This window comes from Kitasatospora sp. NPDC048540, assembly GCF_040651175.1.
Lineage (GTDB): Bacteria > Actinomycetota > Actinomycetes > Streptomycetales > Streptomycetaceae > Kitasatospora.
Genome location: NZ_JBEZIR010000007.1, coordinates 33,322 through 49,794, shown reverse-complemented (window position 1 = coordinate 49,794; position 16,473 = coordinate 33,322). Strand labels below are relative to the sequence as shown.

8 protein-coding genes are annotated in these 16,473 nt (G+C 76.7%); 2 read left to right on the top strand and 6 right to left on the bottom strand.

The annotated features are described in order from the left end of the window. Positions 1-16 precede the first annotated feature (16 nt). Both AB0D08_RS05355 and AB0D08_RS05350 read right to left on the bottom strand, forming a co-directional pair. Positions 17-2,335, bottom strand: a complete 2,319-nt coding sequence (locus AB0D08_RS05355; RefSeq protein WP_359886276.1) for a helix-turn-helix domain-containing protein — start codon at positions 2,333-2,335, stop codon at positions 17-19. Between the two features lie 309 nt (positions 2,336-2,644). Then, positions 2,645-5,305: a BTAD domain-containing putative transcriptional regulator gene (locus tag AB0D08_RS05350; RefSeq protein WP_359886275.1), complete on the bottom strand. Its 2,661-nt coding sequence runs from the start codon at positions 5,303-5,305 to the stop codon at positions 2,645-2,647. A 197-nt stretch (positions 5,306-5,502) separates the two neighbouring features. On the opposite strand from AB0D08_RS05350, the gene AB0D08_RS05345 reads away from it, so the two are divergent. After that, positions 5,503-8,331 (top strand): BTAD domain-containing putative transcriptional regulator, encoded by a 2,829-nt coding sequence (locus AB0D08_RS05345; protein WP_359886274.1) that lies wholly within the window; start codon positions 5,503-5,505, stop codon positions 8,329-8,331. A gap of 44 nt (positions 8,332-8,375) precedes the next feature. Here the strand turns inward: AB0D08_RS05345 and AB0D08_RS05340 are convergent, their stop codons facing one another. From AB0D08_RS05340 to eccCa, 4 genes are all read right to left on the bottom strand, one after another. After that, positions 8,376-9,671: a S8 family serine peptidase gene (locus AB0D08_RS05340; RefSeq protein WP_359886273.1), complete on the bottom strand. Its 1,296-nt coding sequence runs from the start codon at positions 9,669-9,671 to the stop codon at positions 8,376-8,378. Positions 9,672-9,777: 106 nt separating this feature from the next. Next, positions 9,778-10,215 carry a hypothetical protein gene (locus AB0D08_RS05335; RefSeq protein WP_033824544.1) on the bottom strand — a complete coding sequence of 146 codons (438 nt, stop codon included), beginning with the start codon at positions 10,213-10,215 and terminating at the stop codon, positions 9,778-9,780. Positions 10,216-10,281: 66 nt separating this feature from the next. After that, a complete protein-coding gene (locus AB0D08_RS05330; protein ID WP_359886272.1) occupies positions 10,282-10,860 on the bottom strand; it encodes a hypothetical protein in 579 nt (192 codons plus the stop codon). 72 nt (positions 10,861-10,932) lie between these two features. Continuing rightward, complete coding sequence (gene eccCa / locus AB0D08_RS05325; protein WP_359886316.1) at positions 10,933-14,859, bottom strand: type VII secretion protein EccCa; 3,927 nt, start codon at positions 14,857-14,859, stop codon at positions 10,933-10,935. Between the two features lie 207 nt (positions 14,860-15,066). Between eccCa and eccD the strand changes: the two genes are divergently transcribed. Continuing rightward, entirely contained in the window at positions 15,067-16,449 is a 1,383-nt protein-coding gene (eccD, locus tag AB0D08_RS05320) for a type VII secretion integral membrane protein EccD (protein ID WP_359886271.1), read from the top strand. Positions 16,450-16,473: the final 24 nt, after the last annotated feature.

The following is a 16,473-nucleotide window of genomic DNA, read 5'->3' as shown; positions in this document are numbered from 1 at the left end:
CGGAGCAGCCCGCGGCCTACCTGTGCGGGACCGGGCTGCGGCCGAGGGGGCGCCGGGTGTCCGGGTCGGTGCGGCTGTCCTCGCTGAGCCCGCTGAGCGCCTCGGTGAGCAGTTCCCGGGCCTCGTCGGCGCGGCCCTGCTCGATCAGCGCGGTGCCCAGTTCGGTCAGGGTCTTGGTCATGCTGTCGGGCCGGCCGGCCTCCTCGTAGTGCACGAGGGCCTGCCGGTAGGCCGTCTCGGCGGCCGACCAGTGCTTCAGTGCCGCACAGTCCAGGCCCAGTTCGTGCGCGGTCATGGCGGCCAGCAGGTGCATCGGCGGCGAGGGCTGGCGCTCGACCAGTTCCAGCGCGCTGGCGAGGACGCGTCGGCGGGTGCCCACCGCCTCCTCCGCCCGGTCGGACTCACGCAGGCAATTGGCGGCGACGCGCAGCGCCACCAGCCGGCCGATCGCCGCCGAGCGGTTGTCGAGCCGGGCGAACGCGTCCGCCGCCCGCTCGAGGGCGTCGAGGGCCTCCTCGTGGCGTTGCAGGTTGCGCAGACCGGTGGCGAGGTAGACCTGCGCCCAGCCCTGCTGTTCGCGGTCGCCCAGCTCCTGAGCCAACCGCAGTCCTTCGGAGGCCAGTTCGACGCCCCGCCGGTAGCTGTGCAGGCAGGTGACGTACGTCCAGGCGAGGTAGTTGACGTGCACGGCCTCGGCCTGCCGGTCGCCGAGCGCGCGGGCCGCGTCCACCGAGAGCTGGAACACCTCCTCCCAGATGCCCCAGCTCATGAGCCGGTCGGAGAACCAGTGCACGGCCTCGGCGGTGTCGATCACCTCGCGGTGGAGCCCGGTCCGCTGCGCCACGTGCAGGGCGGCCAGCCAGTCGGGGTGCTCCCGTTCCAGCCACTGTGCCGCCTCGGCGGTCCCGGTGTCGTCCTCGGCGTGCTCGGGGTCGAACCGCAGCCCGCAGGCGACGGTGCGGCCGAGCAGCAGGCGGGCGGCCCGGTCACGGGCCTGCGCCACCTCCTCGGCCGTCTCGTCGACGGTCAGCCGCTCGCCGGCGCAGAGCCGTATCAGGTCGTGCAGCCGGTAACGGTCCGCGCCGAGCGCCTGGACCAGGCCCGCGTCGGCCAGTTGCTCCAGGAACAGCTCGGTGCGGCCTTCCGAGAGGCCGGTGTGGGCGGCGGCGACGGCTGCCGTGAAGTCCGGTCCCGCCGTCAGGGCGCACCGCCGGAGCACCAGCCGGGACTCGGCGGGCAGTCGCCGGTAGGACAGTTCGAAAGCGGGGCGGATCGCCAGGTCGCCGGTCTGCAGCAGGTCCAGGCGGTTCTCCTCCGCGGCCAGTTGGCGCACCAGGTGGGCGACGGTCTGCTGCGGCCGGGCGACCAGTCGCTGCCCGGCGATCCGCAGGGCCAGCGGCAGGTAGCCGCACAGCCGGGCCAGCTCTGCGGTCGCGTCCGGTGCGGCCCCGATCCGCTCGCGGCCCGCGATCCGGGCGAGCAGGTCGGCCGCCTCGGCCGCGGTGAGCACGTCCAGGCTCAGCCGACGCACCGACTCCAGCCCCGGCAGCAGGTTACGGCTGGTCACGATGGTCACCGTGGGCCCGGAGCCCGGCAGCAGCGGCCGTACCTGGCCTTCGTCGGCGGCGTCGTCCAGGACCAGGAGCAGCCGCCGCTCGCGCACCAGAGCCCGGTAGAGCCCCGCCCGTTCCTCCGCCCCGACCGGCACGGCCGCGTCCCGGACCCCGAGGGCGCGCAGCACCTGGCCGAGGGCGTCGTGCGCGGACAGGGGCTGCGCGGACATGCCGCCGAGGTTGAGCGAGAGCTGGCCGCCGGGGAAGCGCCCGGCGAGGAGGTGGGCGGCGTGCAGGGCGAAGGCCGTCTTGCCGAGCCCGGGCTGGCCGTTGACGAGCACCACGCGGGGGTGCGCGGGCAGCTCCTCCGAGGCGAGGGCGACGAGTTCGGCGAGGACGTCCTCGCGGGCCGTGAAGTCGGCGATGTCGCGGGGCAGGGCGAGGGAGCTCTGCCCCACGCCGACGGCGGGCGCCGGGAGCGCCGGGCTGCGGTCCTCGGCCGGGGTGGGTTCGGGCCGCACGCTGCGCGGACGCCCGGACTGGGCGGCCCGGTCCAGCGCCCGGGCCCGGTCGTCCGCGAGGTGCAGGGCGGCGGCCAGCGCCCGGACGGTGCGGCGCTGCGGCCCGCGGGTGCGGCCGCGCTCCATGTCGCCGAGGGCGCGCAGGCTGACACCGGCGGCTGCGGCGAGCTCCTCCTGGGTCAGACCCGCCGCCGTCCGGTACCCGGCCAACAGCCGGCCGAACTCGCCCACGTCCGTCCTGCTGCCGTCCCCAGCCACCATGCCCCGTCCCCCGCTCATTCGCTCATCCGCTCACGCCGTGCCCGCACGTGTGCTCGTGTTCGGCACTTCTGCCTGAACAGGCAGAAGTATCCATGATCGCGATACGTACCCGGCGCCACCTGCCGTCCGGGGCCGCGCCGGCCCGGGGCAGATCCGGCGGCGCGGGCGTTCTGCCTGCAGAACCGCCGGCGGTTCCTCACCCGGTTCTGCCTCTTCCTCTCCAGAACTGCCGGTACCAGGGTGCCGAGGGGCGCACGGGGCCGCGCCGCGGCGGGTGGGGGCGGGTGGGGGCGGCTGGGGCGGACCGGCTCAGCGGGCCGCGGTCGGTGCTGCGGCCCGCCGAGGGGGCACGGGTCCCTCGATGCCCCGGCCGATCACGCCCATCAGGTCCGCGAGCAGTTCGTGGGCGCGCTTCTCGGCCGCGGGAACGCCGGCGGTCCGGCCCAGGGCGACCGAGAGCCGGGCGGAGGAGATCGCCGCGTCGCGCCGACCGAGCACGTGCAGGGCCCGGGCGCGGCTGTGGAGCGCCAGGACGGCCGCGGCGTCCTCGGATCGGGTGGCGGCGGCTCGGACGGCCTCGTCGGCACGGGCCAGGGCCGGACCCGGTTGCCCGGACAGGACCAGGGCGTCGGCGAGGCCGGTCAGCGCGGGCACCAGCAGGTGGGCGGTGGCCGGGGTCCGGGCGGCCTCCACCAGGTCGACGAGCATGGGCAGCGCCCGGCAGTGCTGCCCGGTGCGCAGCAGCGCGGCGGCCACCCGGCTGCGGCAGTCGTGGCGCAGGACCTCGTCCCTGGCCCGGTCGGCCGCCTCGATCGCGAGGTCCAGTTGGACGGCAGCCGCGTGGTGGGCCGCCCGCACGGTGTGGAGGACGGCAAGGTCCGTGCCGAGCCGGGCGACGGCCGCGTCGTCGTTCCCGGCCCGGGCCGCGCGCAGTCCGGCCTCGGCGACGGTCCGCCAGTGGCACCGGTCGTGGTCGGTCTCCTCGTGGAGCAGGGCGGTGCGGTGGGCGAGCCACCAGGTACCGGGGGCCGGGCCGTTGCGCTCACCGAGGAGCACGAGGGCGCGCAGGCTGCCCTCCTCCTCCTCGAAGGCGCCCCTGATCGACGCCGGCCCGCCGTCCGCCGTGCACGCGGCCGTCCACTCGGCGGTGACGTCCAGGTAGTGGTCCATCAGCCGGTCGAGGGCGGCGGACCGTTCGTCCCGGCCGAGCTCGGCGGCGTACCGGGCGGCGTAGCGGCGCACCGATTCGCGCCTGCTGTAGCGGCCGGGGGCCGCCTCGTCCAGCAGGTGGACCGCGTCCAGTTCGGCCAGCAGGGTGCGGGTGGCGGTGCGCGGGGTGCCGGCGAGGGCGGCCGCGGCTCCGGTGTCGATCACCTTTCCGGGGTGCAGGCCCAGCAGTGCGAACAGCCGGGCCGCGGGGGGAGCCAGAGTCCGGTGGGTCCGGTCCAGGGCAGCGACCAGGCCGGCCGGGGCACCCGCCGGGCCGGCACCGACCCCCGAGAGGACCGTCAACCCCGCCTCCGGGTCGGCGAGTTCATGGGCGAGAGCGCCCGCCGACCAGTCCGGCCGGGCGGCCAGCCGGGTGGCGGCCAGGCGCACGGCCAGCGGCAGGCGCTCGCAGTGTTCGACGAGTTCGGCGACCGCGCCCGGGTCGTCCTCGACCCGGTCCGGCCCCCAGGCACGGGCGAGCAGCGTGACGGCGTCCTCGTGGGTGAGGGCACCCAACGGCACCGGGACGCCGCCCTCGTGGACCAGCAGGCGGTGCAGTCGGCTGCGGCTGGTGACGACGGTGACCGGGGTCTGCTCCGCGCCTTCGGCGCCGGGCGGCGGCGGGTCGGGCAGGAGGGGGAGGATCTGCTCCCGGGAGGCCGCGTCGTCCAGCAGGACCACCATCCGCCGGCCGGCGACGAGTTCGCGGTAGCGGCGGGAGCGTTCGGCCGTCGACGCGGGGAGGTCGTCCGGCGCGACGCCGAGCGCGGTGAGGAAACCGCCCAGGACGTCCGCCGGTTCCCGTGGCCCGCCCGGGTCGAACCCGCCCAGGGCGGCGTCCAGGACGCCGTCCGGGAAGTTCCCGGCCCGCTGCGCGGCCCAGTACCGGACCAGGGCGGTCTTGCCCGCCCCCGCCGGGCCCGTGACCAGGACCGGGCGGCCGGTCCGGGCAGCGGGCAGCGCCTCGTCCAGGCGGGCGAGTTCGAGGCTGCGGCCGCAGAAGCGGCGGTCGGGCACGAGGGGCCGGGCGACCGGCGGCGTTCCCGCGCCGTGCGGCCCGGCCCCGGGCGGCCCGGCGGGGCGGACCGGCATGCGGTCGAACCGCTCCCGCGCCTCCATGTGCTGCCCGTCCTGCTGCAGGCAACGCACCAGCAGGACGGCCAGGGTCCGCCGGGACTGGTGGGCGTCGGCGGCCCCGGTCAGCGGGGCGACGGCCTCGCCGCCCCGGCCGGCCCGCAGCAGGGTCTCGGCCAGCCGTTCCAGCGCGTCGAGCCGCAGGCCGGTGAGGTGCGGGAGCTCCCGTTCGCGCAGCCGGACCGAGCCGCAGTCGGCGAGCGCGGGCCCGCGCCACAGGTCCAGCGCGGTCCGCAACTTCGGCAGGGGGCATTCCCGGGCCGCCGCGGCGGGGCCGACCGGCTCGCCCGGCAGTGCCGCCGTCTCCTCGCAGAGGCGGGCGAAGCGCAGGGCGTCGACCCGCTCGGGGTCACCGGCCAGCAGGTATCCGGAGCTCCGGGTCTCCAGGGCGAACCCCGGCCCGTCCAGCAGTCGGCGCAGTGCGGCGACATGTCCCTGCAGGGCTGCCCGCGCGGTGGGCGGCGCGGCGCCGTCCCAGACCAGTTCGATCAGTTCGCCGGTGGCCACGGTCCGGTTGAGTTTCACGGCCAGGGCACTGAGCAGCGCCCGCCGTTTCAGTGCCGAGGGCGTCACGACGGCGCCGTCCGGCCGTCGTACGACCATCGGCCCCAGCAGATCGATGTGCACGCGCCTCTCCCCCGTGCCGGGTCCTGACCGGCCTCCCGCGACACGTCCGCCCGCCGTGGCCCCCGCCGGTCGCTCCCGTGCCCGCCGCGTCGACCGGCGGGGCCGGACGATGACACATCCCGGACAAGTACGCACACTACACTGCGTCCCCCGGCGCCGACCTGTGGCGCCGGGGGTGTGGACGGAGGGGGTGCGGGGTGCGGATCCGGCTGCTCGGTCCGGTGGAACTGCGGACCGAACCGGTCGGCTTCACCACCGTGTCGGGGGCCCAGCGCCGGGCGGTGCTGGCGCTGCTGGCGCTGGAACTCGGACGTGTCGTGCCGGTGGAGCGGCTCTGCGAGGTGCTGTGGGGCGACCGGCCGCCGACCAGTGCGCGGGCCGCGGTGCAGGGGCACGTCGCCGCCCTGCGCAAAGTCCTCGTCGACACCCCGTTCGGCCTCCACACCCGGGCCGGCGGCTACCTGCTGACCGGGTCGGCGGACGACGTGGACGCGCTGCGTCTGGAGGCGCTGGCGGCCCGTACCGCGGGACACGCCGACGCAGCCGGCCCGGTCGACGACGCCGGGGCCGTGGCCCTGCTGGAGGAGGGCCTGCGGCTGTGGCGCGGCGAAGCCCTGGCCGACCTCCCCGACACCCCGCTGCGCACCGCTCTGGTGGACCACCTGAACCGGACCCGCACCGACGTGCTGCTCCGCTGGGCCGCGCTGCAGCTGCGCCGGGGCACCGGGGCGGCCGCCGTCGCCGTGCTGGAGCAGCATGTGCGGACGGACGGGCTGCGGGAGGAACTGGTGGCGCTGCTGATGCTCTGTCTGCACCGGGCCGGACGGCCGGCGGACGCGCTCACCGTGTACCACCGGACCCGTCGGCGGCTGGACCGCGAACTGGGCATCCGGCCCGGCCCGGCCCTGCGGGCCGCACTTGCCGAGGTGCTGGCCGACGACGGCCCGGAGCGGCCGGCCGCAGCCGCGGCCCCGGCCGGGCCCATCGTGCGCATCCCCGACCGGCTACCGCGCCGGACGGCCGGGTTCGCCGGGCGGCGGGCGGAACTCGACCGGCTGGACCGGGCCGGCCTCCCCGAGCGCACCGCCGGGGGCCCGGTCCTGGTGACCGGGCCGGCCGGCATCGGCAAGAGCGCGCTGGCCGTCACGTGGGCGCACCGGGCCGCCGCCCGTTTCCCCGACGGCCTGCTCTACGCCGACCTGCGCGGCCTCACCGAGTCCGGCCCGGCCCGCCCCGAGGACGTCCTCGCCGATTTCCTGCACGCGCTCGACGTCCCCGCCGGGGCCGTTCCCGCGGACCGCGCCGACCGGGCCCGGCTGTTCCGCGAACGCACCGCCGGCCGGCGGCTGCTGGTGGTCCTGGACGACGCCGACAGCGCCGACCAGGTGGTCGATCTGCTGCCTCAGGACCCCGGCTGCGTGGCGGTCGTCACCGGCCGGGGGCCCCTGCAGGACCTGCCCGCCCTCGACGGGGCCGTCGTGCTGCAGCTGGCCGAACTGCCGCAGGACGACGCCCTGCTCCTCCTGGAACGTGCCCTGACTCCCGAACGGGTGCACGGTGATCCGCGGGCCGCCGCCCGCCTCGTCCGGCTGTGCGACGGGCTGCCGCTCGCGCTGCGGATCGCGGCAGCCCGGCTGGCCACCCAGCCGGGCTGGTCGCTGTCCGCATTCGCGGACGAACTCGCCGACGAACAGGCGCGGTTGACAGCCCTGAGCACGGACAGCGCGTTCGGTGTCCACAGCCGGCTGCACCTGACGCACCGTCGGCTCTCCGCACCGGCCGCCGACCTGCTCGCAGCCCTGGCCGCGCACCCCGGCGACCGGGTCGACGCCCTCACGAGCGCCGCGCTGCTCGGCACCGACACCCCGGCCGCCCGCCGGGCGTTGGACGAGCTGGCCGCCCACCACCTGCTCACCGGCACCGGGCCGGGGCGCTACGGCCGGGCTCCCCTGGTGCGCCCGTTCGGCGCCGGGCTGCTCGCCGAACGGGCGGAGCCGCTCCGGCGGCTGCCGAGCGAGCGGCTGGCGGACTACTTCCTCGCCGTCCTCCGGCGCTGCGGACGCTTCCTCGACCCCTGGCAGGAGGGGGCCGGGCCGCCGGCGCACCCGCCGCAGGCACTCCCGGCCATCGCCGACATACGCACCGCGCTCGACTGGTTCCGCGCCGAGGAGCCCACCGTCCGCGCACTGGCGGACACGACCGCCCGCACCGATCCCGGACGCGCCTGGCAACTCGCCCTGTTCAGCGGGGCGCTCTACCACGGCCTCGGCCGGTTCACCGCCTGGCTCGACTGCGCCGACGTCGGCCGGAGGGCCGCCGAACGGTGCGGCGATCCGGTGCCGGTCTCGCTGCTGCACACCTGCCGGGCCCAGGCACTGGTCGCGCTGGAGCGGCCGCACGAGGCGGCCGAGGCGGCGCGCCGGGCCGTCGCGGCCCTCGACGCGGCCGAAGGCCCCGGGGCCGCGGCCGCCCGCATCCGGTCCCTCGCCACCCTCGGCCTGGCCACCGGGCTGGTCGGCGAGCGCGCCGAGGCCGAGCGGCTCACCGCATCCGCACTCACCCTCGCCCTCCCCGCGGGCGAGCGCCGCCACCTGGTCGAGGCAAAGGTGCACCAGGCGCGGGTCTGCCTGGCAGCCGGTGACCCGGAGGGCGCGCGGCGCCGCTCGTGGGAGGCCCGGGACCTGCTGCCGCCCGTGCCGCTCACCCGGATCCACCTCTGGTGCCTGCTGACCGAGGCGCAGACGCTCGCGCCGACGCTCCGCGACGAGACCGCCGACCTCGTCTGGCACCGGCTGCTCGCCACCTGCGGGGAAGCCGGCCTGTTGGACCTCCACGCGGCCGCCGAACGGTCGTACGCCGCCCACCTGACGGCCCGCGGCCGGGCCCGGGAGGCCGACCGGCGGCTGCACGCGGCGCTCGGCCACTTCCGCGCCGAGGACCGGCGCGGAGGCGGCCCGAGCGAGATCACCACGGGCCTGGCCGCGGCCCTGGGGCTCGACCCGGCGGACCGGCCGGCGCAGGGCTGAGGGGCGCCCGCCGGCCCCGGTCGCCGTCGGCGACCGCGCACACCTCACTCCCCGGCGGGCCGTCCCGGGCGCCGGCCGCGTCCGCGGGCGCGGGGGGCGGCGGCGGCCGCCGCCGCGACCGCGGCCGAGCCGCCGAGGGCCGCGAAGGCGATGAGCAGGGCCTGGGTCGGGGCGTGGGTGGCGGGGCGGGCCGGCGGCATGACGACGGCGGCGGCGGGGGGCGGGGTACCGGACGCAACCTCGGCGAACCGGGTGACGGCGGAGACCGGGTCGACGGTGCCGTAGCCGTACCTCGGGTCGGCGCTGCGGTAGGCGGTGCCCTCCAGGCGCTGGGTCAACCGGTCGACGGTGAGGTCGGGGCGGTAGCCGAGGACGAGGGCCGCCGTGGCGGCGACGAAGGCGGTGGCGAAACTGGAGCCGGTACCGATGTAGTAGCCGCCCGGGCCGGGCCCGGGTCCGGTGACGGCTTCGCCGGGGGCGGCGAGGTCGACGCGGCCCCCGACGGCCGTGGACGAAGCGCCGGGGAGGGCGCCGCCGGGCGCGAGACCGCGGACGGCGAGGACCTCGGGATACGCCGCCGGGTAGGCGGGTGCGGGCTCGGCGGTGCCGGACGGGGCGGCGTCGGGGGCCGCCGGGGCGACGATCAGCGCGCCCTTGTCCCGGGCGGCCCGGACGGCAGCGGCCAGCGCGTCGTTGCCGGCGGGCAGTGCCACGGCGACCGCGAGGACCCGCGCGCCCCGGTCGACGGCTGCGGTGATCCCCCGGGCGAGGAGGTCCGGCGAGGAGGCCCCCGTCCCGTCGGTGACCGAGACCGCGAGGATCCTGGCCCGCGGCGCGAGGCCCGCGAATCCCGTTCCCTCCCGCCGGTCGGCGGCGATCAGGTCGGCCAGGAAGGTGCCGTGGCCGACGCAGTCCTGCGCGGGATCGGCGCCGCCGGGCAGCGGGGCGCGGTCGAGGCGGCCGGCGAGCAGGCCGTTCCCGTCCTCGACCCCGGAGCCGAGGACGGCGACGGTGACGCCCTCGCCCTGGCTGAGCGGCCACACCCGGTCGGGCCGCAGGAAGGCCTGCGACCACGGGGTGAGCTGAGTGCCCCTGGTGGACCGCGGCAGGCATCCGTTCTGCCCGTCCTCGGCGTCGCGCCGCTGCTGGGTGACGCCGGGCAGGGCGTCCGCGGTGTCGGCGGCCGCACCGGCCGCGGCCGGCAGCAGCAGGCCGACGGCCAGGAGCAGCACCGTGCCGCGCGCCGCGGTCCGCCTCCCCGAGTGGGGGGCTGCTCCGGTCGGGCGGGACGAGCCGGGCCCGCGCTGCTCCGCGCGGACCGTCGGCGCCGGACGCGGCATGCCGGGGTTCCCTTCGTCGGGGGTCGGGAGGTGCAGGTGGCCGGGTCGCCGCCGGCGGGGATGCGGGTGGGCTTGGCGGGCGGGGCGGCCGGTGGCTCCGGCCGTTTCAGGACCCGACGGTCCAGACCGCTTCCCGGGGCTCCTCCTGCGGAGCCAGCACGAACGCGACCGCCTGCTCGACGGTCTCCGGGGAGGGCTCCGCCCACGGGCCGTCGCCCTGCGCACGGACGTGCGCGAGCAGGTCCGGGTCCGGCGCCAGCCCGTACTCCTGGAGGTAGTACGTCACCGTGTCGGTCCAGATCCACCGGCCGTCGGTGCGGAAGCCCATCGGCACGACGGCCCGGCGGCCCGGGTCGACCACGTCGTCCATGAGCATCGTGGTCAGCAGCACCGGCGCCCCTGCCCGCAGGTAGCGGGCCACCGCCTCGCGCCCTTCGACCTCCTCGAGCCGCGGCCGGTCGGGCGCGAAACCGGGACCGGTCGCCGGGTCCACGCTGTCGAACACCGCCGCGAGCCGGAACCCGTCGTGCACTTCCCCGCTCATGCCGTCCTCCTCCTGCCGATCCCTGGTCCGTACACCCAGTCCGACGGGCGAACGGGGCCCCGGGGTTCACCGCACCGGGAGCGGCTGCCGCGCGCCGCGGGCGAGCAGGTAGCGGGCGGGGTCGGACGGCCCGATCCGGCCGGACGGGGGTACGGCGTCACGGCGCGCCAGCCGTTCCTCCAGGCGGCCGAGGTCCGGGCGGACCCCGCCGGCCTCGTGCAGCAGGACCCGGGGCGGGCGTCCCGGTCCCGGGTCGGACGGCCGCATGTCGAGCACCTCGAAGCCGGTGCCCGGCAGGAGGACGACGGCCGGCGGCTCGCCCGGGGCGCCGAAGACGGAGCTGCGGCGGCCGGTCAGCGACCAGTTGACGAACTCGACGCCGGCGCCCGGGCCGAGTGCGGCGTCCGGGACCGCCGGGCCGGCCACCGGCGCCCGCTCGACCAGGACCCTCCCGGGGACGTACGCGCCCGGGTCGCACCCCGTAACCAGCACGCCGCCGTAATGGCTCGGCAGCCGGCGCAGTCCGGCGGCCAGGCAGCGCAGGTACGGGCGGTGCACGCCGGGGGCTCCGGAGCGGGCCGCCGCCAGGAGTTCGGCGCGCGGGGCCAGCGGGGTGCAGTCCTCGTGCCGGAGGAGCACGGCCACCGGTTCGGGCGACGGGTCGACGGTCTCTGCACGGAAGCGGAGGCTCGGCAGGCGGGACGCGGGCGGGCCCGGTCACTCCTCGCCCTCCTCCTCCACCGCCAGGTGTCCGGTCTGCACCTGGACGGTCCGCCGCCGGGTGATGTAGTGCCCGCGCCCGGCGGCGAGCTGCCGGGGCTTGAAGTTGCCGAACAGGTAGCCCTCCGACGGCGGGCAGGACATCAGCAGCGCGGGCGAGTTGACCTCCTGGAGCTTGCGCAGCAGGGGGTCCGAGAGCGCCCGGCCGATGCCGTTGGCCCCCCGTACGACGACCAGGTGCAGGCCGATCTCGGCGCCCTGGGAGAGGTACTCCAGCAGGGCGGCGAAGGGGTGGTTGCCGCTGCCGGAGCCCACCAGGTCGTAGTCGTCGACCAGGACGAACAGTTCCGGGCCGGTCCACCAGTCGCGCAGCCTGAGCCGGGCGGGGGTGATGTCGGCCGGCGGGACGCGGTTCTTCATCGCCCGGGACGCGCCGTCGACGATCTGGCGGAGCTTGTCGACGGCGACCGCGTAGCCGAGCCGGTACTCCTCTGGCACCGCGTCGTAGAGGCCGCGCCGGTAGTCGACCAGCATGATGCGGGCCTCGGAGGGCGTGTAGGCGGCGGTGATGGAGTCGATCATCAGGCGCAGCAGGTTGGTCTTGCCCGATTCGGTGTCGCCGACGACCAGGAGGTGCGGGTTCTCCTCGAAGTCGTGCCAGAGCGGGGAGAGCTCGGTGTCCTCCAGGCCGATGGCGACCCGCAGACGCCCCTGGGGCGCCGGGAGGAGTCCGGCGTCCAGGCTCAGCGGGAGCATCCGCACCTCGGGGGCGCGGGGGCCGCTCCAGTGCGCGGCGACCGCGTCGACCAGGTCGGCGATGCCTTCGCCGAGGTCGTCGGTCCGCCCCGAGCCGTCGATCCTGGGCAGTGCGGCGAGGAAGTGCAGCTGCTCCTCGGTGAGGCCGCGGCCGGGGAGTTTGGGGACCTTGGTGGCGGCCCGCATGTTGATCATGGAGTCGACGGCGTCACCGAGGCGCAGCTCGAACCGGGTCTGCAACTGGTCGCGCAGGCCTCCGGCGATCTCGCCCCAGCGGGTGGTGCCGACGACCAGGTGGACCCCGTAGTTGAGGCCGCGCTGGGACATCAGGGTGAGCGGCTGGACCAGGTCGTTGAACTCCTGGCGCAGGGTGTTCCAGCCGTCGATGACCAGGAAGACGTCGCCGTGCTGCTCCTCCTCGGGCAGGCCGCCCGCCGCCCGGCGACGGCGGAAGTCGGAGACCGAGTCGATGCCGAGTTCGGCGAAGTACCGCTCCCGGCGGGTGATGACCGTGTTGACCTCGGCGACGGTGCGCAGCACCCGCTCGCCGTCGTGCCGTCCGGTGACGCCCCCCACGTGCGGCAGGCCGCGCAGGGTGGAGAGCGTGCCGCCGCCGAAGTCGAGGCAGTAGAACTGGACTTCGGCCGGGGTGTGGGTGAGGGCCAGGCCGGCGATCAGGCTGCGCAGCAGCGTGCTCTTGCCGCTCTGCGGGGCGCCGGCGACCCCGACGTGACCGCCGGCGCCGGCCAGGTCCGCGGTGAGCAGGTCGCGCAGCTGCTGGAAGGGGCGGTCGACCACGCCCAGCGGCAGCCGGAGGGTGCCGTGGCTGCCCGGGTACGCGGTGGTGAGTCCGCGCCCGGGGTTCGGGACGAGCGGGGGCAGAAGTTCGTCGAGGGTGGGCGGGACGTCCAGCGGCGGCAGCCAGACCCGGTGGGCGGGCGGGCCGGCGTCGTGCAGTCGGCCGCTGGCGACCTCCAGGAGCGAGCCGACGGGGCCCTGCTCCTCCGGCGGTTCGACCGGGGCGCTCTGCGGCCGGCGGGGCATCACGTAGTCGGTGCCGTAGGCGACCACCTGGCCGGCGATCGCGGCCTGCCGGGCCGCGCTGCGCTTGGGCCGGTACGGGCCGGAGACGTAGGCGGCCTTGAACCGGGTCAGGGTGGAGATGTCGCTGCGCAGGAAGCCGTTGCCGGGTTGGGAGGGCAGCTGGTAGGCGTCGGGGACGCCGAGGACGCCGCGGCTCTCCATGGCGGAGAAGGTGCGCAGGCCGATCCGGTAGGACAGATGGGACTCCAGCGCGCTCATCCGTCCCTCGTCCAGACGCTGCGAGGCGAGCAGCAGGTGGACGCCGAGGGAGCGGCCGAGTCGGCCGATCATGATGAAGAGCTCCATGAAGTCCCGGTGCGCGGACAGCAGTTCGCTGAACTCGTCGACGACCACGAAGAGCGTGGGCAGTGGCCGCAGCTCGGTGCCGGCGGCCCGCGCGGTCTCGTACTCCAGCAGCGAGGCGTAGCCGGCGTCGCGCAACAGCTCTTGGCGCCGGACGAGTTCGCCGTGCAGCGCGTCGCGCATCCGGTCGACCAGGGAGGACTCGTCCGCCAGGTTGGTGATCACCGCGGAGGTGTGCGGCAGGGTGTCCAGGCCGAGGAAGGTGGCGCCGCCCTTGAAGTCGACCAGGACGAAGTTGAGCACCTCGGAGGAGTGGGTGACGGCCAGCGCGAGCACCAGGGTGCGCAGCAGTTCCGACTTGCCGGAGCCGGTGGCGCCGATCAGCATGCCGTGCGGGCCCATGCCCCCCTGGGCGGACTCCTTGAGGTCGAGGTCGACGGGGCGTCCGTCGGGGCCGAGCCCCAGCGGCACGCGCAGCCGCTGCGCGATGCCGCGCTGCGCCCAGAGCGCCTCGACGTCCACGGTGTTGAGGTCGGCGATGCCGAGCAGGGCGGTGAGGTCGAAGTCGGTGGCGAGCGGTTCGGCGGCGTCGACGCCGTCGGCGATCCGGTAGCGGGCGAGCCGGGCCGCGAGCCTGGTGGCGGCGGGCAGGGCGAGGGCGTCGGGCCGGCCGAGGTCGGTGACGACGTCCTTGCGGTTGCTGTCCGACCCGACCATGGCGAGCCGGCCGTCCTCGATCCGCAGGCGCAGGGTGGTCCGGGCCGGGGACCAGTCCAGGGTGTCGGCCAGGTCGACCAGGACGGCGTTGCGGTACCCGGCGAGGGCCGCCCGGCTCCCGGTGTGCGCGCCGGGACCGTCGAGGACCACGACGGTGAAGGGTTCGTCGCGTTCGGGCGTGGCGTCCGGTTCGAACCCGGGCCGGCCGGTGAACTCCTCGCCGAGCAGCTGCTCGACCTCGCCGAGGCTGCCCGCGACCAGCCGGACCGGCCCGGCGCCGTCCGTGTCGGTCGCGTGCAGGGCGTGCGGCAGCCACTTGGTCCACTCCCAGTCCGCCCGCTGCTCGGCGGCGGTGACGACTGCGACGGTCAGCTCGTCCGGGCCGTGCACCACGGCGAGTTGGGCGAGCACAGCGCGCACCATGGCCCGGGCGGCCGCCGGGTCGTCGGAGCGCAGCAGCACCTGGGCGAAGCCTCGCAGGTGGATGGCCATCGGCTGGTCGTCGACGGTGCCGTAGGCGTGGATGAAGCGGCGCAGCGCGTGGGCGCACAGCGGCTCCAGGTCCTCGACCGGCTTGGTGGCGAGCGGGGCCAGCGGGGTTGCCAGGCGCTGCGCGCCGAGGCCGATCCGGACGTCGCTGAAGTCCGGGTGAGTGGGCCGGCGCTCCCACAGCCGGCTGGTGCCCACCAGCGTCCACAGGTCCTCGGGGGCCGGGTGGCGCCAGGCGAGCGCCCGGCGCTGCGCGTCGATCGAGCGGCGCACCTGGCGGCGCATCTGGGAGAGGTAGCGCAGGTAGTCGCGCCGCTCGGCGCGCAGTTGCTGCTTTCGGTCGCTGGAGCCCCGGATCAGCTGGGTGAGGAGCATGCCGACGGCGGAGAGCGCCATCATGCCCATCGCGAGGTAGCTGAGTGCGCCGCCGCCCTGGCTGCCGCCGGGGTGCAGGAACATGAAGACCATCGACAGCGAGCCGAGCGCCATCGGGGCCATGCTGATCATGCTCGACAGGCCGCTCTGCTTCTCCGGCAGGCCCGGCGGCTCCTGCAGCTGGACCTCGCCGTCGGGCATCGCCGGCCCCGGCCGCCGGGGCTTCCGCTTGATCAGCACCACACCCACCCGGGCCTCCTCACCGCCGTCGCCGTCTCCCGGACTGACGGACGGCGGGGGGCGCCGGGTTCATCCGGGGTGAACACCCCGCGCCCGACCGGCCGTTCTCCGGAGCGGAGACCGAGTGCGCCCGAGTGCGGGGCGCACCCACCGAGCCGGAGGACAGGCATGAGCAACAGTGTCGTCGCAGGACTGTGCCGACTGAGGTTCCACGCACCGGGTACGGCCTTCGAACTGGCGGTCCCCGCCGACGTTCCGCTGGCCGACCTGCTGCCCGCCGTCCTCGGCCATGCCGGGCCCGACCTCGCCGAGGACGGGCTGGAGCACGGCGGCTGGGTGCTGCAGCGGCTGGGCGAGGAACCGCTGGACGAGGAGCGCAGCGCCGAGGCCCTCGGCCTGCACGACGGCGAGTCCCTCTACCTGAGGGAGCGCCACGAGGCCCTGCCGCCGGTGCACTTCGACGACCTGGTGGACGGTGTGGCCACAGGTGTGCGCGGGCGGGGCGACACCTGGCACCCGGCCGCGACCCGGATCGTGTCGCTGGCCCTGGGACTGACCGCGTTCGCGGCCGGCTGGGTGCCGCTGGCCGTGTCCGGCCCGGGCGCCCCGCGCACGGCGGCCGCGGCGCTGGTGGCGCTGCTGCTGCTGTTCGGCGCGGCCGGCGCATCACGGGCGATGGCCGACGCGGGCACCGGCGCCGCGCTGGGCGCGGCGGCCGTGCCGTACCTGGCCCTGGCCGCGTTCCTGGTCCCGCAGGGGCCGAGCGGCGACGACCTGCTGGGGGCGCGGGTGCTGGCGGCGTCCTCGGCCGCGGCCGGTGCCGCGGTCCTGGCGTTGGCGGCGGTCGGCGCAGCGGCGCCGCTGTTCCTCGGGGTGGTCCTCACCGCCCTGCTCGGCATGGTGGCGGGGGCCATGCTGCTGGTCGGGCCACCGCCGTCCGCCGTGGTGGCGGTGCTGGCCGTGGCGGCGGTGCTGGCGGGCGCGTTCGTACCGTCGACGGCCTTCCGGCTGTCCGGGCTGCGGCTGCCGATGCTGCCGCGCAACGCCGAGGAGCTGCAGGAGAACATCGACCCGGTGCCGGCCTCCGCCGTCCTTCCCCGCGCGCTGGTGGCGGACGACTATCTGATGGCCTTCCACACCGCGATCGGCGCGGTCTGCGCGGCCTGCCTGGCGGTCCTGCCCTTCATCGACGGCTGGGCCGGGCCCGCCGAGACCGCCGCCCTGAGCCTGCTGCTGGTGCTGCACGCGCGGGCCGTCGGCAGCATCCGCCAGCGGCTGGTCGTCCTGCTGCCGGGCGTGTTCGGCATCCTGCTCCTGCTCGCCGCCGCCGTGGCCACCGTGTCGGCGACCGGGCGCCTGGCCCTGGCGGGCGCGCTGCCGGCCGCGGGAGCCGCGCTCCTGGTGGTCGGCTGGACGGTGCCCGGCCGACGGCTGCTCCCGTACTGGGGGCGAGCCGCCGACATCCTGCACACCCTGTGCGCCCTCGCCCTGCTGCCGCTGGCGCTCCAGGCCTGCGGCGTCTACCGGACCCTGCGCGGCCTGGGCGGCTGACCGCCGCCACGCCGGGCCCCGGCC